Origin of the sequence: uncultured Microbulbifer sp. (assembly GCF_947504145.1) — a bacterium.
Classification (GTDB): Bacteria; Pseudomonadota; Gammaproteobacteria; order Pseudomonadales; family Cellvibrionaceae; genus Microbulbifer.
Genome location: NZ_CANNGQ010000002.1, coordinates 103,107 through 121,808 on the forward strand (window position 1 = coordinate 103,107; position 18,702 = coordinate 121,808).

An 18,702-nucleotide genomic window follows, 5' to 3' on the forward strand; every position below is an offset into this window, starting at 1 on the left:
GGCTTTAAAAGCGGGGGCGCAAGGCCCCCCGGTTCTTGTTGTTGATCTGACCAAGTTGTTTAGAAGGTGTAGTTGGCACCCAGGTAGAACGTACGGCCCATGGTGTCGTACATGCCGGAACCTTCGCCGGTGCCCGTCAGACGTGCGGGCGGTGCCTTGTCTTCGAGGTTGTTCACACCGCCGTACACTTCCAGGTCGTCCTGGAACAGGTAGCTGGTGCGCAGGCTGTTGTAGCGTACTTCTCCGGTGTATGGGAATGCCTCGGCGTACTTATTCTCCTGGCCGATATCGTACAGCGCCTGGTCACCAATGTAGCGGTGGCCCCAGTTTACTGACAGATCACCGTAGCGGTAGGTTACGTTCATGTTGTAGGCATCTTCCGGGTCACCGATTTCACCGGCAATGGGGTCAACGCTGTCCGGCTCATTCTGGAAGGAGTAGTCATCGCGCTCCAACAGGCGGGTGCCCTGCAGGCTCAGACCCAGGCTGCCCAGCTCTGTGTTGAAAAGATCTGCCAGGGCCAGCTCGTAGCGCACTTCATAGTCAACACCCCTCGCGGTCAGCTTGGAGGCGTTCAGAGCGGAGCTGGTCAGTGAGGTCAGGTCGCCGTTCGCCGCGCGGGTGATATTGCCGCAGAAGGCGTTGTCGATGGAGGAGCCATCTACACATTTGTCCAGAATGGTCTGGCCAGCGTAGTAGGAGATGGCGTCTTCGATTTCGATATCCCAGTAGTCAATGGTCACGGTCAAGCCGTCCGCAAAACGCGGGGTGATTACGAGGCCATAAGTCAGGGTTGTCGCGGTTTCTTCCTGCAGCTCGGGGTTGCCACCACTAAAACCTGCCAGGGTCGGGCCGCCATTCCATGGAGACTCATAACCCGGGCTCAGGCCAAGTGCGGCACAGTTGGCTGCACGCAGTTCGGGGTCTGGCGCGCCGCCCACCTCACGGTAGTCGCAGGGGTCGTTGATGCTGTAGAAATTCTCGCCCAGTGGTGCGAACAGCTCATCGATATTCGGTGCACGTACTGCTTGCGAGGTAGTTGCGCGAACACGAACGTCGTCGATCACAGACCAGTCGAGGCCGGCTTTCCAGGCGCCTGTGGTGCCTACGGTGGAGTAGTCGGCAACGCGGTAGGCGGTATCGAATACCAGGCTCTGGATACCCGGCAGGTCGGACAGAAGCGGTGCCGACAGCTCTACATAGGCCTCGGATACGTCGTACTCGCCTTTGGTGGACGCCAGGGCGTTCATGAAGGTTTCACCGTTCTTGATGATTTCATCGAAATCAACGGCGCTGGTTTCTTCGCGGTATTCAAAACCGCCGACCACAGACAGTGGGCCGGCCGGGAGATCGATCAGGTCACCGGTAACGAAGCCGGAGGCTACAGTCTGGGTCATTTTTTCTTCGGAGCCGGTATCGTCCAGTGTTACCCAGTCGATAGCCTCCTGAGAATTCAGCCCAAAGCCGAACATGTTCAGTGGCTGGCAGCCTGCCGCACGGGCTGCTTCGTCGGCACATACGATGGCACCGTCGAGTTCAATCGCGTCGATCGCCTGGCCGTAGCGTTCGTTGTGACGGTTGTTTACGTAGAACACATCGGCGTTGTACTCGCCGTACACCAAGCTGGTCTCGTAGCTCCAGCTGCCACCCAGGTCACCCTTCAGGCCGGCAACAAAGCGCATGGTTTCACGCTCGGTCAGGTCGCCGCGGTAACCCAGGTCAGAATGCATGCGGTACATGCCGAATGCGGGCACGTCGTCGGCTACCAGTCGGTCAGACAGGTCTTTGTCCAGGAACGGATTGGTAGAGGAGTAGCCGTCGTAACTGAAGCTCGCCTGGCCCCAGCTTTCCGCTTCATGGTTTACGTATTTCGCTTCACCAAATAGTTGCATAGAGTCGGAAATATCAAAGTGACCTTTGACGAAAACATTCGCCGTTTCCATGCGCGGGTACATCTGGTACTGGCCGACAAAAGCGTAACCGTCACCGCCAGAACAGCGGCCTTCGATATCGCACACATCGCCGGGAACGACCGGGCGTGCGGTGCCATCGTCATTAAAGGTGTAATCACCATATGGAAGGAAGGCGATGCCATTGTCACTCAGGAATGGAATCCGGTAGTCCTCGACCGGAATGCGGTCGGGTATGTTGTCGTCGGCGATGACTGCGCCAGTATCGGGATCGATGTTGCTCGGGTTGACCAGCGTGCCGTAACCCTTGGTGATCCAGTCGCGTTCTGTGCCATAGACATCGCCGCGAGAGGTGTGCTGTACGCTACCGGCGATATTCGCGCGGCCGTCAAACAGATTTTTACCGAAGGTTACCGACAGTTCAGTGGTTTCCGCACCGCCACGCTGGGTGTCGCTGCCGAACGCACTTATTTTTACGCCCTCGAAATCGTCTTTCAGAATAAAGTTGACCACACCGGAAACGGCGTCTGCACCGTAAATGGCCGAGGCGCCACCGGTGATCACGTCTACGCGCTCAACCAGATCTTCCGGGATGGTGTTTACATCCACCGCAGAGGTGCCCACGGAAGAGGCGATGTGCCGGCGGCCATCCTGAAGCACCAGGGTGCGGGAGGTGCCGAGACCGCGCAGGTCCAGCAGGTTCAGGCCTACGGTACCGATGTAGCGACCGGAGTTTTGCCCGGAAAAGGTAGAGCGCAGGGCGGGCATGGTGTTGAGGAAGTCGCCCAGGTTGGTCTCACCGCTCAAGCTGATGTCTTCGGCGGTCAGCGTGGTCACTGGGGTGGCGCTTACGGCGTTGGGGCGCGCGATACGGGAACCGGTAACAGTGACCTGCTCGATCGCGTCGTCGACGGCAGCAGCGTCTACTGCCTGGGTATTTTCCTGTGCAAATGCGGGCGTGGCGCCTACGGCTGCCAGGATGGCGCCGCGGATGGCCATGGAGAGTGCGTTGCTTTTCATTTTTGTCTATTCCCCTTCAGGGTTTTCTTGGTCAGAGAAATCGGCGTTTAGAGTTATATGCCGTACATGTGTAACGATTGGGATGAAAGTCCCCTCATAAAGAAAATTAACAAGATTAAATATTGTTCGTTTCAAGTGAAATCGTTTTCTGGATTGCTTCAGGCGGGGGGAAAAATGAAATTTGTGCTAATTGCGCGCTTAGCCGGCGCCCGGTTCATCCGGAAAGTGGTCAGGTACCGCGGGTCGGTGACCAAGGCTCGTTGTTGATTCGCGACGCGTACTGCCAGCTTCACTGTGGCGCCTATCACCTTATGCATATCCCATTCCAACTGGCCCCATGTACAATACCGCCCTGAATCAGGTACAGCAGGCACACAATGACGGAACGCAAAACGACTCATTTCGGCTACCAGCAGGTGCCGGTGGACGAGAAGGCCGGGCGGGTGGCGGATGTTTTCCACTCGGTGGCGGCCCGCTACGATGTGATGAACGATCTGATGTCCGGCGGTGTGCACCGTTTGTGGAAGCGCTTCACCATCGAGTTGTCGGCGGCCCGTCCGGGTCAGTCGATTCTGGATATCGCCGGTGGCACTGGTGACTTGACCGCGCGTTTTTCCCGCATCGTCGGCCCCACCGGCAAGGTGGTGCTGGCGGATATCAATGAATCCATGTTGAAGGTGGGCCGCGATCGCCTGCTGGACCGAGGGATTGCGGGCAATGTGGAGACGGTACAGGCGGATGCCCAGTACCTGCCCTTCCCGGACAATACTTTTGATTGCATTACCATTGCCTTTGGTTTGCGCAACGTAACGGATAAGGATCTGGCGTTGCGTTCCATGTTGCGGGTGTTGAAGCCCGGCGGCCGCCTGCTGGTGCTGGAGTTTTCCAAGCCGCAGTCGAAGCTGCTGGAGAAGGTGTACGACCAGTATTCCTTTCGCCTGCTGCCGTTTATGGGCAAGCTGGTGGCAGACGATGCGGATAGTTACCGTTATCTCGCCGAGAGTATCCGTATGCATCCGGATCAGGAAACCTTGAAATCCATGATGGGCGAGGCCGGGTTTGTGGATTGCGAATTCCACAATATGACCGGTGGCATCGTGGCATTGCACAAGGGAATCAAGCCCTAATTCGCCAGCATATTTCTTAGTCTGTGGCGGCCCGAGCGGCGGTGCCTTCTTGTGTGACACGAGCTGGGCGCCCCCGATAACCCATCCACAGGGGCCTGCAAAAACAACCTGTTTTTGAAGGTCTCGCGAGGGGTTCCTGCCGCCCGGGCCTTCGCATCAGCGTATTTCGCACGGACAAATTCAGAAGAAAATGACCGATCCCACCTTCCGCGCCGGCTTCGACGCCACCCTGGAAACCGCCATCAATTCCGCCCTGCGTTACGACCCGGGCAGCCGCACGCGCCTGGCCAAGCTGGCCGGAAAAGTGCTGGGAGTAACGCTCACCGCACCCGCCATGTCGCTGTTTCTTCTCATAGAGGAGGAAGAGGACGGTGGTTATGTGGAAGTACACAGCCGCTGGCAGGGCGAGGTGACCACGGAGCTGTCCGGTTCCGCGCTGGCCTTTGTTCAGCTGCTGAGAAACCGCGATGCCACGCCGGCCAAGCTGGGGGTGACGGTGCGCGGTTCCAGTGCGTTGCTGGCGGAGCTGCAGGCGATTTTGCGCGACCTGGATATCGACTGGGAGGAGCCGCTGGCGAAGCTGATCGGTGATTCCCCGGCGCATCAGTTGGGCGCCGGGGTACGGTTGGCGGCGGGCTGGCTGAAAGATGCTTTGGGGGCGGCGCCCAAAGCGGGTGCTGAGGCGGTGAGCGAGGAGTGGCGAATGACGCCACCCGAGCCGCAGTTTGAGGCGTTTGCCGAGGATGTGGCGGCGTTTGTCCAGGGGGTGGATCGGCTGGAAGCGCGGTTGCAGGTTCTGCGAAGCAAGTTTGAAGGCCGGGATGGGGCTGACGGTGGGGAGAAGTAGCGCGTGCCAGTAGCGAGAAGTCTGACCATTGCGCGGGTATTTCTGCGCTACCGCCTGAACGAACTGGTTCCCACGGAGCACCAGCCCCTGTGGTTGCGGGCGCTGTGGGCGCCGGCGAAGTTGCTGCCGCAAAGTCGCAAAGCGAAGAATATGGGCCGCGGTGAGCGGCTGCGGCGGGCGCTGGAGGATCTGGGGCCGATCTTTGTGAAGTTTGGCCAGCTGTTGTCCACGCGCCCGGACCTGCTGCCGCCGGACATGGTCGAAGAGCTGAATCACTTACAGGACAATGTGCCGCCCTTCCCGGCAGACCAGTGCATCGCGCGTATCGAGGCAGCACTGGGTGCGCCGGTGAATGAGTTGTTTGCTGAGTTTGACAGAGAGCCACTGGCTTCCGCCTCGGTCGCTCAGGTGCACGCGGCGCGGCTGAAAGATGACAACGGTGCACCCGGCGCGTCGGTGGTGGTGAAGGTACTGCGTCCCGGCATCGACAAGGTGATCGAGAAGGATCTGCAGCTGCTGCATTTTATTGCCCGCTGGACCCAGCGCTATCTGCCGGATGGCCGCCGTATGCGCCCGGTCGAGGTGGTGGAGGATTATCGTCACACCATCGAGGGCGAGCTGGATCTGGTGCGCGAGGCGTCTAACGGTTCGGAATTGAAGCGCAATTTCGCCAACTCCCCCCTGCTGTACATCCCCGAGGTGCATTGGGACTACACCCGCGAGAATGTGCTGGTGCTGGAGCGCATCGACGGTATTCCGGTGACAGATCTGGAACAGCTGCGTGCGCAGCACACCGATATGGCGCTGCTGGCTGAGCGCGGGGTGGAGATCTTCTTCAAGCAGGTGTTTGAACACAACTTCTTCCACGCGGACATGCACCCGGGCAACATCTTTGTGTCCCGCGAGCATCCCGAGCGCCCCAAATACATCGCCATCGACACCGCCATCGTCGGCAGCCTCACTCGCGAGGATCAGTACTATCTGGCACGCAATCTGCTGGCCATGTTCCGTCGCGATTACCGCATGGTGGCGGAACTGCATGTGCAGAGTGGCTGGGTACGGAAGGACACGCCGGTCAACGCATTTGAGTCGGCCATCCGCGCGGTGTGTGAGCCCATCTTTGAAAAGCCTCTGGGCGAGATTTCATTTGCGCGGGTGCTGATCAGTCTGTTCCAGACCGCCCAGCGCTTCGATATGGAAGTGCAGCCTCAACTGGTGCTTTTGCAGAAAACTTTACTCAATATAGAAGGATTGGGGCGACAGCTTTATCCTCAGCTGGATCTGTGGAAGACTGCTCATCCCTTTTTGGAGCGATGGATGCGCGAGCGCATTCACCCCAAGACCATCGTCGGCGAAATCCGGCGATATGGGCCGGAATGGCTGGAGAAATTCCCCCAATTACCGCAACTGGCGTTTTCCGCCCTGGAGCAGGGGCGCGAGCTGGGGCCGCAGCTACAGCAGTTGAGTGAACAGCTGGCGGGCAGCCAGCGCCGCGGCCGTGCCCGCTATGCGCGGATGATTGTGGGCGGCCTGTTGGCGGCGGGCGCCGCACTGGTGGCCTCGCCGGGGCTGTTGGCTCAGGTGCCCGTGGTCAGTTGGGTACTGGGGGCGGTGGCACTCGGGCTACTGCTCTGGCCGTAAATAACTTGCTGTAGGAGCCGACACAGGCCGAACAGCACCCCAAATGGCCACCGGGTCGAGAACTGGGCAGCCTACAATAACGAATGCAGTAAGGACGCATACCGTGAGCGAAACCGATTTCACCCAGGCAGTCAGCTGGAACAGCGACGGGCTGGTGCCAGCTATCGCACAGGATTTCAAAACCGGCCGGGTGTTGATGATGGCCTGGATGAACGCCGAGTCCCTGCGCCTGACGGTGGAAGAGAGCCGTGCAGTCTACTGGTCACGCTCCCGTGGCAAACTGTGGCGCAAGGGTGAGTCCTCCGGCCATGTGCAGCAGGTGCGCGAGATCCGCCTCGACTGTGACGGTGACACCATCGTCCTTATGGTGGAACAGCTGGGCGGTATCGCGTGCCACACCGGACGCACCAGCTGCTTTTACCAGGTGCTGGAAGATGGCCAGTGGCAGGTTCGCCAGCCGGTGATCACCGATCCGAAAGAGATCTATTCAGGGGAGAAGTAGACAGCGACATGAGCAATATGCTGATACAACTGGACCGGGTACTGCGCCTGCGCATGCAACAGGGCGATGCGGAGTCCTCCTATGTCGCCAGCCTGCACCATAAAGGCTTGAACAAAATTCTGGAGAAAGTGGGCGAGGAAGCCACCGAGCTGGTGCTGGCCGCCAAAGATGCGGAAGGTAAAGGCCCGGACAGCGATGCACACAAAGCGATGATTTCAGAAACGGCAGACCTGTGGTTTCACTCCCTGGTCATGCTCAACCACATGGGCGCGGATTCCCGTGAAGTGTTGGATGAACTGGGGCGCCGTTTCGGGCTCTCCGGGCTGGATGAAAAAGCATCGCGCAACCAGGACTGATCGCAAAAATTGATCGCGGGAAACCGCGCTATTTTCAACGTTAATCCTTTTAAACCGAATTTAAAAAACACCATCAAGAATTGATTCAGGAGCATTTCACATGGGCATTAGCTGGCAACAACTGCTGATTCTGCTGGTCATCGTTTTGCTGATTTTCGGCACCAAGCGCCTGCGCAACCTGGGTGGTGACCTGGGTGGTGCCATCAAAGGCTTCAAGAAAGCCATGAAGGAAGAAAAGAAAGACGGTGAGGAAGAGGACGAAGACAAGGATCCGGAACTGCTGACCAAAGATGAAAGCGCTAAACCACAGCAGAAAACTTCCAGCGAAGAAAAGCAGTCTCAGGACAAGTAACCAGAAGACAGCCATCGTCCGCAACTGATAGAGCGAGCGCGCGTGTTTGATATCGGATTTTTTGAACTGCTGTTGATCGGTGTCGTTGGCCTGGTGGTCATTGGCCCCGAACGCCTGCCGGATGCCGTGCGCACTACCGTGCGCTGGTGGACGCAAATAAAGCAGACCCTGGGAAATGCCAAAGATGAACTCGAACGGGAAGTAGGCGCGGACGATATTCGCCGCGAACTACACAACGAACGGGTCCTGAAAGAACTGCGCGAAAGCCAGGAAGCGATGGAGCGCACTTTCAGTGAGGCCGAGCGCAAGTTTGAGAAGGACCTGAAATCGGTCGAGGCCCAGGCCCGGGCACTCCAGGACGACACTGAAAAGAGCGCGGGATCTTCCAGTGAGACCGCACTCCCGGAGACGCCCTCGGAGCCGGATATCGTCGCCGACAAGCGCCGCCAGGCCGCTGATTACCTGCCGGAAGAAGAGCGCGATCCCCCGCTCGGGGATAAGCCCGAAGAAGACTACCTTCCGGAAGAGGACGAGGACGACGAAGACCTCGAAGATCCGGAATACCCCGAGCACCTGCACGACCACGGCGATCCAGAATACAACCCGCACCACCCGGATCACTTCCAGCACGAGGAAGACGAAGCCTGGGCGGAAGTGGATCGCCTCGATCCGGAAGATCCCGATCGCGACCAAGATTCGGGGAAAAAACTCGACCAAGAACTCGACAAAGACCTCGACAAAGACCTCGGCAAAGACCGCAACGCCGGAACTGCCGAGGAAGACAGTGCGGAAGCGGCAGCGCCGCCATCCAGTGATAGCGACAGCCCCACCGAGCCGGAAGACAAGCGTCAATGAGTGAAAAAGACCAGCCGTTTATCGAACACCTGATCGAAATGCGGGACCGCCTGTTAAAGACCCTGCTGGTGGTGGTGGCGATTTTTGCCTGCATGGTGCCCTTCGCCAACGACATCTACAATTTTGTCGCTGACCCGTTGCAGGCGCGCCTGACCGAAGGCGCAGGCATGATCGCCACGGAAGTTACCTCTCCATTTCTTACCCCGTTTAAAACTACCTTTGTGCTGGCATTTTTCGTCGCCATTCCGGTAGTGCTGTATCAGTTCTGGGCGTTTATTGCCCCGGGCCTGTACAAACACGAAAAGAAATTGATCGCGCCGCTGATGATTTCCAGCATCTTCCTGTTTTACGCGGGCATGGCATTCGCCTATTTCGTGGTGTTTCCACTGATATTTGAATTCTTTATCAGCTCAGCCCACGCGGATATCAAGGTGATGCCGGATATTCGCAGTTATCTGGATCTCGCGCTGAAGCTGTTCTTCGCCTTTGGCTTTGCGTTTGAAATCCCCATCGCTACGTTGCTGCTGATCTGGAGTGGCGCGGTGACCGCACAAGAACTGGGTAGAAAGCGCCCCTACGTCATCGTCGCCTGCTTTGCCATGGGCATGCTGCTGACGCCCCCGGATGTGATTTCACAGACCCTGCTGGCGGTTCCCATGTGGCTCCTGTTTGAAGTGGGGGTCTTTTTCGGGCGCTGGGTAAAACGCGGCAAGCCGGATGAAGAGACGGAAGCGCAGTAGCAATCTCCGTTTTAATCCTCGCAGTAATCCGAAAGCGGCACCTGTGCGTATGCCTGGAACGAGATGGTGATCCGTTGAGCGATCACCAAGGGTATACGCATTGGCGAGGTGGCGATGAAAACCGGATCAAAATCCATTGTCGGCATGATCGGCGCCCACGCCCTGATCTTTTTCGCGAGCTTCCCACAAAGCGCTCTTGCTTCTGAACCGGTAGAGCAACAAGCTGCCCGCCCCTGCGCCATCCTCATCCACGGTATCACCAAAGATTCCTCGTCCATGGAGGCGATTGCATCGGCGCTCGACGATGCGGGCTTTCATACGGTCAATCTCGACTACCCATCCAAAAAATACCCAATCGAAACTCTGGCAGAGATGACGCTGCCCCGGGGTATCTCCGCCTGTGACCAAGCCCAGGCCTCGCCACTCTACTTCGTCACTCACTCCATGGGCGGCCTGTTACTGCGGCAGTATTATGAAAATCGTGTAGTCGATGATGTCGCCCGTGTCGTCATGCTGGGGCCGCCCAATCAGGGCAGCCGTCTCGGGAATTTTCTCTCCTGTATCCCCATCATCAAGGATGTAAACGGCCCGGCGGGCAATCAGATGGGCATCGATGAGCGCGCTCTCCCAAACCGGCTCGGCCCGGTAAAATTTCCACTCGGTGTCATCGCCGGAACCCGCTCATGGAATCCACTGTTTTCCGCCATTATCCGCGGGAACGACGACGGCATCGTGGGCCTGCCGAGCACGTACGTGGAGGGCACCTGCGAGCGAATCACCTATCCCCTGACCCACAATGGGTTGACGGGCAGCCCGCAGGTGATCGATCAGGTGGTGAACTATCTGGTGAACGGGCACTTCGCGGGAAATGAAACCGAGTATTTTGATTGCAGCCAGTAGTATCGGGATATTGGGCGGGGCTTGCGGCGATGCGCGGTCACCGTGTAAAAACGACTATGCTGGAAAACAACAGGATGGCCGAAGCTAACGTAACGAGTTGCTCCTGATGCCGCGGATTGCTCAGGAGTATGAGTAGCGGTAATAGCGGAAAAACAAGCGCCGCGATCCCCATCCCGGTGGATACTTCAAACGAAAGCCGTATCAGATAAATCCACAACACGGCACCGAGCACCAGCGAAAATACCAGCGAAACAGCGGCAACGGGCGGCATGGACGACTCCCTGAAAAAATCTTTTCTCCTGCACTTTAAATTAGTCGCTAAGTACCGGCTGCGCTCAAACTGGCGCGCTGGGCTGCGGTTGCTGGTTGTGGCCCTGGCACTTTTTGCCGCCGGTTGCGAAACCGTGCATTTCTATTCCCAGGCCGCCACTGGCCAGCTGAAGATTCTCGCCGGGCGCAAGTCCATTGATCGGCTGGTGGACGACGAGCAGACGGATCCCAAACTGCGCCGGCAACTGCAATGGGTGCGCGCTATTCGCGCCTATGCCGCCGGCGAATTACACCTGCCGGTGGGGTCCGCTTACAGCGACTTTACCCAATTGGAAGACGAGTACGCGCTGTACAACGTGATTGCGGCGCCGGAGTTTTCCCTGTCGCCGAAGCGCTGGTGCTATCCCATCGCGGGCTGCGCCAGTTACCGGGGCTATTTTGACAAGCGCGATGCCGAGGCCCAGGCCGGACACCTGCGCGCCGAAGGCTACGATGTTTACCTGGGGCCGGTGCCCGCCTACAGCACTCTGGGTTGGTTTGACGACCCGGTGCTGTCGAGCTTTGTGGACTGGAGCCCGGACCGGCTGGCGAGCCTGCTGTTCCACGAGCTGGCTCACCGGCGGGTGTATATCGCCGGCGACACCCGTTTTAACGAGAGCTTCGCCACCGCGGTGTCGCGTATTGCGCTACCCGATTGGCGCCGGCGCAACGGTCTCCCCGCCCCAAAGGTGGCCAATGTCGAGCAGGCGCGGCGGGTCAATGGTTTGATGGTGGCTGCGCGCAAACAGCTGCAGGATATTTATGCCTCGGATCTGGCGGATAGTGAAAAGCGGTCGCGCAAGGCGAGCACCCTGCGGCGGCTGCGCCAGTGCTACCGCAAGGAGTCGGAAGGCTGGACGCAGGACGAGAAATTCGCGCAGATGATCGAGAAAACCAACAATGCCACCCTCGCTCTGGTCAGTGAGTATCAGTCACAGGTGCCGGCGTTTGTGCAGCTGTATAAAGATAGCGGTGGGGATTGGGATGCGTTTTACCGCGCGGTGGAGCAGCTGGGGGCGCAGTCCAAACAAGAGCGCAAGGCGCGGCTCGAATCCCTGAACAAGCGCGCCCAGGCGTCAGTGGAGGCTCAGGCCTCCAGCAAGAACGTCACCGGCCCATCGTTGCAGAGCGAAACCTGCATGTCCGCGGCAAACTGACCGCCGGCAACCGCACAGCCTTCCGCGATCACCTCCCGCGCCCGCTCAAGGAAGTAGTCGTACAGCTCTTCCGCCTGATGGGGGCTGGCACCGCGGCTGAAGCTGGGCCGCAGGCCCTTGGCGGTATCCGCCACCAGGGTGAACTGGCTCACCACCAGCAGGCCGCCGCCGGCCTGCTGAACATTCAGATTCATCTTGCCCTGGTCGTCGCTGAAGATGCGGTAGTGCAGCACCTTGTGCAGTAGTTTGTCGGCGGTTTCCCGGGAATCCGTAGCCTCGACCCCCAACAACAAAAAGATCCCGTGATCAATGGCGCCGACGGATTCACTGCTGACTTCCACTTTCGCGTGTTTTACCCGTTGAATCAGGCCTTTCATCGATAACCTCTTCTAAAATGCAGTTGCCCGCTGGATGCTTGGCGGCGAATTTTCTAGATTAGCCTATCAGGTTGCTGAAAAGCCGAAAATTAAAAACCGGAAGTCCCAATGAACAAGACCGCACTGACCCTGATCGCCGGTGCCGCGATTCCCGTGCTGGCCGCCGTCGTTGCCATCGCTGCCAATAGCGACAAACCCGCTGCCGACACCGCCAAGACCGCACACCCCGAGACCCGCTATCCCGAAACGAAAGTCGTCGCCCAGAAGGACGAGTACTTCGGCAAGAGCGTGAGCGACCCCTACCGCTGGCTGGAGGATCAGGATTCAAAGCCGGTCAAGGAGTGGGTGACCGCGCAAAATGATTTTGCACTGCCCAAGCTGAAGGCCCTGCCGGGCTGGGAGAAGATCAACAAGCGCCTCACCGAGCTGTGGCAGTACGAGCGCTACGGTGTGCCCTACAAAAAAGCCGGCCAGGTGTTCTACGAATACAACGACGGCACCTGGGATCAGAATGTGTTTTACAGCACCCGGGATATCCACAAAGACGGCGGCGTGGTGCTGGACCCCCGCGCGCTGAGTGAAGACGGCACCATCGCGGCCAAGCGCTACTCCGTCAGCCCCAACGGTCGCTATCTGGCCTACGGCACTTCCGACGGCGGCACTGACTGGACCGACTATCACTTACGCGATCTGAAAACCCGCCGCCTCATGCCAGACCACCTCACCGGGATCAAATTCAGTGGCGCCAGCTGGGCCAAGGACGAATCCGGCTTCTACTACAGCCGCTATCCGTTCAACAAAGACGGCAGTGCCGACGACAGCAAACAGGTCTCCGTCTATTTCCACAAGATCGGCGAACCCCAGAGCAAAGATCAGTTGGTGTACGAAATCACCGATCACCCCACCCGCAATCCCGGGGCGGAAGTGAGTGACGATGGCAAATACCTGATCCTGGGCATTTTCGACGGCTACGACAGCAACGGTATCTACTACAAGGATCTGACCGATCCCAACGCCAAGGTGGTGAAGCTGCTCGACAGCTGGGATGCCCTGTACAGCTTCCTCGGCAACAACGGCAAAACCTTCTATTTCGAAACCAATGCCGACGCCACCAATGGCCGCATCGTGGCCATTGATCTCGACAAGCCGGAAAAACCCCACTGGAAAACCCTGGTACCCGAGCAGAAAGACGCACTGCAGAGTGCCAGCCTGATCGGCGGACGCTTCGTACTGCACTACCTGGAAGACGCCAAATCCAAGGTGCTGGTGACCGATCTGAATGGCAAACAACAGTACGCACTGAAACTGCCGGGCATGGGCACCGTGGAAGGCTTTCACGGCGATCCGGACGACAGCGAGACGTACTACGCCTTCAGTAACTTTCTGACCCCGCCGAGCATTTACAAACTGGACGTGGCCAGCGGCAAGAGCGAAAAAGTCAAAGCGCCGAAATATCCCGCAGACTTTTCCGATTACACCGTCAGTCAGCATTTTTTCACCAGCAAAGACGGCACCCGTGTACCCCTGTTCCTGGTGAATAAAAAAGGCCTGAAGAAAGACGGCAAAAATCCCACCCTGCTGTACGGCTACGGCGGATTCAATGCCGCACAGCTGCCGCAGTTTTATACCCGCTTTGCCGGCTGGCTGGACATGGGCGGCACCTTCGCCATGGTCAGCCTGCGCGGTGGCAGCGAATACGGTGGCGACTGGCACAAGGCCGGTACCAAACTGCAAAAGCAGAATGTGTTCGATGATTTTATCGGGGCTGCGGAATGGCTGATTAAAGAAAACATTACCGCACCGGAGAAGCTCGGCATTATGGGCCGCTCAAATGGCGGACTATTGGTAGGCGCCACCGAAGTACAGCGCCCGGATCTGTTCAAGGTCGCGCTGCCCATCGTCGGTGTACTGGATATGCTGCGCTATCACACCGCATCCGCCAACGCGCGCCAGTGGTCCAGTGACTACGGCCTGTCGGAAAACAAAGACGAGTTTGCAGCGCTCTACGCCTACTCGCCGGTGCACAACACCAAAAAAGGCACCTGCTACCCGGCCACCCTGATCACCACCGCCGATCGTGACGATCGCGTAGTACCCTGGCACAGCTACAAGTTCGCCGCCGCCCTACAGCGCGATCAGGGCTGTAACAACCCGATCTATCTCGCGGTAGAAACCCGCGCGGGCCACGGCGCCGGCAAACCGGTGTGGATGCAGGTGGAAGACTTCACCAACCAGTATGCGTTTCTTGCTCATGAACTCGGGCTCAAGATCCAGTAGTCTCTGATCTACCCGGGCGCGTACCTGCGCCCGGAAGTTGAGAGGCAAATTACAGAATGCGTGCATTTGTCACCGGCGGCACCGGCTTTCTCGGTGCCAACCTGATCGAGCAGCTGGTTGCGGACGGCTGGCAGGTCACCGCCATGTACCGGCCGGGCGGGAATACCGATCGCCCGCAGGCACTGGGTGCAACGCCGGTGCAGGCGACTCTGGATAACCCGGAGTCCCTGCGCGCAGCACTGCCTGAGGAGCTGGATGCGGTGTTCCACATCGCCGGCAACACCAGCATGTGGCGCGGGGGCAATGCCCAACAGTGGCAGGACAATGTGGTCGGCTCGGCCAATCTTGCCCGGGTTGCCCGAGCGCATTTTGCGCAACAGACCAGGCCGGGGCGGATGATCGTCACCAGTTCCATATCCGCCTACGGCTATCACCGGGGCGTCATCACCGAGGCCAGCCCCAAGCTGGCTACTCATCCCCGCGACCACTACCACTATTCGAAGCTGCACGCGGAGCTGGCGGTGCAGGAGGAAATTGCTCAAGGTCTGGATGCCGTATTTCTCAATCCCTGCGCCATCGTCGGCAAGTACGATGTCTCCAGCTGGGCACAGACCTTTTTTCTGCTGGCGGAAAACAAACTGCCCGGTGTGCCGCCGGGGGGCGGATCTTTCTGCCATGCGGGCGCAGTGGCGCGCGCGCATATCGAGGCGTTCCACCGCGGCCGCTGCGGTGAGAACTACATCCTTGCCGGCACCGATGCCAGTTTTCTCGAATTCTTCCGCCTGATCGCCGATCTGGTGGGCGTGCCCGCGCCCCGGCGCACCACACCGGCGTTCGCCATTCACACCGTCGCCGCGATTTCCGATTGGGTTTCCCGCGTGAGCGGACGCGAACCTGCGGTGACCCCGCAAAAAGCGCGCATGCTGACGGACCGTGCGCTGGCGGATTGCACCCGCGCACAGCGTGAACTGGGTTATCGCAATTCGGTGGCGCTTGCGGATATGCTCACTGAATCCCGGGACTGGTTGGTGGAGGAAGGGCTGCTGACGCTGCCGCGCTCCCAATAATTTGCTAGATACTGGTTATGAATCGTCAAAATATTATTTTTCTTCTGGTGTTGACGCTGTTGGTACTGCAGCTGGTGCAGCACTATTTCTTCTCCGGCGCCCCGTAGCGCCCGGGGCCTTGCCTGTCTTATGCTTCGCACTGCATTTTATTACTAGTCGGGGGATCGCTCTGTGGATGGATTGAAAGCGCAACTGGAAGAACTGTGGCCAGTGGTGATGGAAGTTGGCCTGAATGTGTTGTGGGCACTGATGGCGCTGGTGGTGACCTGGATCGCCGCAAAAATCGTGTCCCGCGCGGTCAATCGGCTCACCGAGCGCGGTATCGACGAAACCCTGGTACCGGTGCTGGAAACCCTCGCCGTGTGGGGCACCTATGTGGTGGGTGGCCTGGTGGTGCTGGACATCTTCGGCGCCAACACCACTTCGCTGGTAGCGCTGCTGGGTGCCGCCGGCCTGGCCATTGGCCTTGCACTAAAGGACACGCTGCAGAGCATCGCCGCCGGTTTTGTGCTGCTGGGGCTGCGGCCTTTCCGTGTGGGAGAGACCATCCAGTTCGGCAGCATCATCGGTACCGTGCGCAAGATCGGCCTGTTCACCACCGAGCTGGATACCCCGGACGGCCTGCGCATTTCTGCTCCCAACGACAAGGTGTGGGGTGAGACCCTGACCAATTTCACCCGCAATGCCAGTCGCCGTATCGAGATCATCGCCAGCATTGCCTACGGCGACGACATCGAGACCGGCATGCGCGTACTGCGCAACCTGGTGGCGGAAGAGCCGCGTATCCTCACCGACCCGGAGCCGGCTTACGCCGTGCGTGCGCTGGCCGACAGCTCGGTCAACCTGCACCTGCGCGCCTGGGCCAAGACCGATGAATACTGGGATGTGTACTGGGCGCTGATGAAGAAGCTCAAGCCCGCACTGGAGGCCGAAGGCCTGACCATTCCCTTCCCCCAGCGCGAACTGCATATCGTCAATGGTGCGGAAAAGAATATTTCAAAGGCGGAAACTCTGGAGCAGGAGTGAGCCGGCCAGTGGCATGGAACCTGCGCTTGAAAGTGAGCAAGTGCCAATTCTGTGTCATTCTGTAGCCCAATCGGCTCCGCCGCCCCGCACTGCCGTGCGAGTCGGCTGATTTTTTGTGACAAATCTGTATCGTTACCTTCGATATTCGAAGTTGAATTCTGATCGAATTCTCCTTCCCGAATCCACCTAATAACTGCAACGCTTTTACAAGAGGCTAAATTATGCGCAAGGCGCTCCTGAGTTTGGTGATCGCAGCGGCCGTGGCCGGCTGTCAGCAGAGTGAAGATCCGAAGAAAAACACTGAACAGGCCAATGGGGCCCAATCCGGCGAACAGGCCACCCAATTGCCGCTGACCCCGGAAGACCACCAGCAGGACGAGACCAAGCGTCTCACCGAGTGGTTTGACAGCAAATTTGAGGAGCAGCTGCAATTCAGCCCCATCCAGCTCAGCTACCTGGGCCGCAAGGAGCAGTACGACAAAATCGACGATATGACCAAGGCCGCCGACGAGCGCGAGCTGGCCTGGAAGAAAGCCACCGTCGAGGAAATGAAACAGCAGTTCGACTACGACAAGCTGGCCGCCGAGGGCAAAGAGTCCTACGACCTGTGGATCCAGCAATACGAACAGCAGAAAGCCAACCAGCCGTGGGCGGATCACGGTTACTTCGCCAGCGAGCTGGGCGGCCCGGAAGCGCAACTTCCCACCTTCATGATCAACCAGCACAAGGTGGAAACCGAGCAGGACATGCGTGACTACATCGCCCGTATCGGCGGTATCAGCACGGCCCTCGACCAGCTGCTGGAGCGCGCTCAGGGTTCCGCCGAAAAAGGCATTCGCCCGCCCCAGTTCACCTATGACCTGGCGATCGAGCGTGCCGAGAAGGTCACCACTGGCCAGCCGTTTGGTGATGGCGAAGATTCCCCGCTGATGGCCGACGCGAAGAAGAAAATCGCAGCGCTGAAAGACGCCGGTACCATTGATGAGACCACAGCCAAGGAGCTGCAGGCGGAAGTGGCGAAAGCCCTCACCAGCCAAATGAAGCCTTCCTACGACGCCTACATCGCCTGGCTGAAGGAAGACAAGCCCAATGCGGACGAAGTGCCGAGAGGTGTTTCCAACCTGCCGGACGGTGACGATTACTACAGCAACCGCCTGGCCCACTACACCACCCTGCCGATGACTGCCGACGAAGTGCACCAGCTCGGCCTGGACGAAGTGGCGCGCATCCGCAAGGAAATGGAAGCGATCAAGGACAAGGTAGAATTTGACGGTGACCTGCAGGAATTTTTCACCTTCATCCGTACCGACGACAAGTTCTACTACCCCAACACCGATGAAGGGCGTAAGGAATATCTCGAAGAAGTAGAGGGCTACCTCGCCGATATCGAAGCGAAGTTGCCGGAATACTTTGGCATCCTGCCCAAGGCCAAGCTGCAGGTGAAGCGTGTGGAGGCATTCCGCGAAGTACCCGGCGGCGCCCAGCACTATTCATCCGGCACCCCGGACGGATCGCGTCCAGGTACCTACTACGTACATATGTCTGACATGAGCGCCCTGTCCACCGCGGATATGGAAACCGTGACCTACCACGAGGGTAACCCCGGTCACCATATGCAGATCTCCATTGCCCAGGAGCTGGAAAATATCCCGCAGTTTCGCACCCAGGCGCACTTCACCCCGTATATCGAAGGCTGGGCACTGTACTCTGAAAAACTTTCAAAAGAGATGGGCCAGTTCCAGGATCCTTACCGCGACTTCGGTCGTCTGACTGCAGAAATGTGGCGTGCGATCCGCCTGGTGGTGGATACCGGCATGCACTCCAAAGGCTGGAGCCAGGATCAGGCGGTGGAATATTTCCTGGAAAACTCCGCGATTCCAGAAGGCGCTGTGCGCTCCGAAGTACGCCGCTACCTCACCTACCCGGGCCAGGCGACCTCGTACAAAATAGGAATGCTGAAAATCGAAGAACTGCGCGGCAATGCGGAAAAAGAACTCGGCGACCAGTTTGATATCCGCGCTTTCCACGACACCGTTCTGGGTGGTGGCGCACTGCCACTGCCGCTGTTGGAAAAACGTGTTAATGACTGGGTGGAAAGCGTGAAAAAATAATTTCATCGGGAATGAAGATAGCGGGCCAGGTGCCCGCTATTTTTTTGCCCAGAATGAACCCGACGTGAAATTCAAATAAAAATTACGCTCGACAAAATAATACGGATCACTAAATGCGCGCCGAATGA

General features: G+C 58.5%; 17 protein-coding genes. 14 read left to right on the forward strand and 3 right to left on the reverse strand.

Annotated elements, in window-relative coordinates:
• Positions 1–59 precede the first annotated feature (59 nt).
• Complete coding sequence (locus tag Q1A74_RS07010) at positions 60–2,930, reverse strand: TonB-dependent receptor (RefSeq protein ID WP_299594085.1); 2,871 nt, start codon at positions 2,928–2,930, stop codon at positions 60–62.
• Positions 2,931–3,307: 377 nt separating this feature from the next.
• Here Q1A74_RS07010 and ubiE point away from each other — a divergent pair, with 377 nt between their 5' ends.
• The 9 genes from ubiE (at position 3,308) to Q1A74_RS07055 (ending at position 10,250) form a co-directional block, all read left to right on the forward strand.
• Positions 3,308–4,057, forward strand: a complete 750-nt coding sequence (gene ubiE, locus Q1A74_RS07015) for a bifunctional demethylmenaquinone methyltransferase/2-methoxy-6-polyprenyl-1,4-benzoquinol methylase UbiE (protein WP_299594087.1) — start codon at positions 3,308–3,310, stop codon at positions 4,055–4,057.
• 190 nt (positions 4,058–4,247) lie between these two features.
• A complete protein-coding gene (locus Q1A74_RS07020; protein ID WP_299594089.1) occupies positions 4,248–4,904 on the forward strand; it encodes an SCP2 sterol-binding domain-containing protein in 657 nt (218 codons plus the stop codon).
• Positions 4,905–4,907: 3 nt separating this feature from the next.
• A complete protein-coding gene (gene ubiB / locus Q1A74_RS07025; protein ID WP_299594091.1) occupies positions 4,908–6,545 on the forward strand; it encodes a ubiquinone biosynthesis regulatory protein kinase UbiB in 1,638 nt (545 codons plus the stop codon).
• Positions 6,546–6,648: 103 nt separating this feature from the next.
• Positions 6,649–7,047, forward strand: a complete 399-nt coding sequence (hisI, locus tag Q1A74_RS07030) for a phosphoribosyl-AMP cyclohydrolase (protein WP_299594093.1) — start codon at positions 6,649–6,651, stop codon at positions 7,045–7,047.
• An 8-nt stretch (positions 7,048–7,055) separates the two neighbouring features.
• Positions 7,056–7,403, forward strand: a complete 348-nt coding sequence (locus tag Q1A74_RS07035) for a phosphoribosyl-ATP diphosphatase (protein ID WP_299594095.1) — start codon at positions 7,056–7,058, stop codon at positions 7,401–7,403.
• Positions 7,404–7,503: 100 nt separating this feature from the next.
• Positions 7,504–7,755 (forward strand): twin-arginine translocase TatA/TatE family subunit, encoded by a 252-nt coding sequence (tatA, locus tag Q1A74_RS07040; protein ID WP_299594097.1) that lies wholly within the window; start codon positions 7,504–7,506, stop codon positions 7,753–7,755.
• A 42-nt stretch (positions 7,756–7,797) separates the two neighbouring features.
• Complete coding sequence (tatB, locus tag Q1A74_RS07045) at positions 7,798–8,610, forward strand: Sec-independent protein translocase protein TatB (RefSeq protein ID WP_299594099.1); 813 nt, start codon at positions 7,798–7,800, stop codon at positions 8,608–8,610.
• On the forward strand, positions 8,607–9,350 hold the full coding sequence (gene tatC / locus Q1A74_RS07050) for a twin-arginine translocase subunit TatC (protein ID WP_299594101.1): 744 nt from the start codon (positions 8,607–8,609) through the stop codon (positions 9,348–9,350). The genes tatB and tatC overlap by 4 nt, the downstream gene beginning before the upstream one ends.
• 114 nt (positions 9,351–9,464) lie before the next feature.
• Positions 9,465–10,250, forward strand: coding sequence for an alpha/beta fold hydrolase (locus Q1A74_RS07055; RefSeq protein ID WP_299594103.1), 786 nt, complete (start codon positions 9,465–9,467; stop codon positions 10,248–10,250).
• A gap of 37 nt (positions 10,251–10,287) precedes the next feature.
• Here Q1A74_RS07055 and Q1A74_RS07060 read toward each other — a convergent pair whose 3' ends face one another.
• Complete coding sequence (locus tag Q1A74_RS07060; protein ID WP_299594105.1) at positions 10,288–10,521, reverse strand: hypothetical protein; 234 nt, start codon at positions 10,519–10,521, stop codon at positions 10,288–10,290.
• Here Q1A74_RS07060 and Q1A74_RS07065 point away from each other — a divergent pair.
• Entirely contained in the window at positions 10,520–11,716 is a 1,197-nt protein-coding gene (locus Q1A74_RS07065) for an aminopeptidase (protein WP_299594107.1), read from the forward strand. The two genes, Q1A74_RS07060 and Q1A74_RS07065, sit on opposite strands and share 2 nt — an antisense overlap.
• On the opposite strand, the gene dtd is transcribed toward Q1A74_RS07065, so the two are convergent.
• A complete protein-coding gene (gene dtd / locus Q1A74_RS07070; RefSeq protein ID WP_299594109.1) occupies positions 11,647–12,093 on the reverse strand; it encodes a D-aminoacyl-tRNA deacylase in 447 nt (148 codons plus the stop codon). The genes Q1A74_RS07065 and dtd overlap by 70 nt on opposite strands.
• A 108-nt stretch (positions 12,094–12,201) precedes the next feature.
• Here dtd and Q1A74_RS07075 point away from each other — a divergent pair, with 108 nt between their 5' ends.
• The 4 genes from Q1A74_RS07075 (at position 12,202) to Q1A74_RS07090 (ending at position 18,574) form a co-directional block, all read left to right on the forward strand.
• Entirely contained in the window at positions 12,202–14,370 is a 2,169-nt protein-coding gene (locus Q1A74_RS07075) for a prolyl oligopeptidase family serine peptidase (RefSeq protein WP_299594111.1), read from the forward strand.
• Positions 14,371–14,426: 56 nt separating this feature from the next.
• The gene (locus tag Q1A74_RS07080; RefSeq protein ID WP_299594113.1) at positions 14,427–15,437 is read left to right on the forward strand and encodes an NAD-dependent epimerase/dehydratase family protein; all 1,011 of its coding nucleotides are present in this window, start codon (positions 14,427–14,429) and stop codon (positions 15,435–15,437) included.
• 171 nt (positions 15,438–15,608) lie between these two features.
• Positions 15,609–16,463, forward strand: coding sequence for a mechanosensitive ion channel domain-containing protein (locus tag Q1A74_RS07085; RefSeq protein WP_299594115.1), 855 nt, complete (start codon positions 15,609–15,611; stop codon positions 16,461–16,463).
• A 221-nt stretch (positions 16,464–16,684) separates the two neighbouring features.
• The gene (locus Q1A74_RS07090; RefSeq protein WP_299594117.1) at positions 16,685–18,574 is read left to right on the forward strand and encodes a DUF885 family protein; all 1,890 of its coding nucleotides are present in this window, start codon (positions 16,685–16,687) and stop codon (positions 18,572–18,574) included.
• Positions 18,575–18,702: the final 128 nt, after the last annotated feature.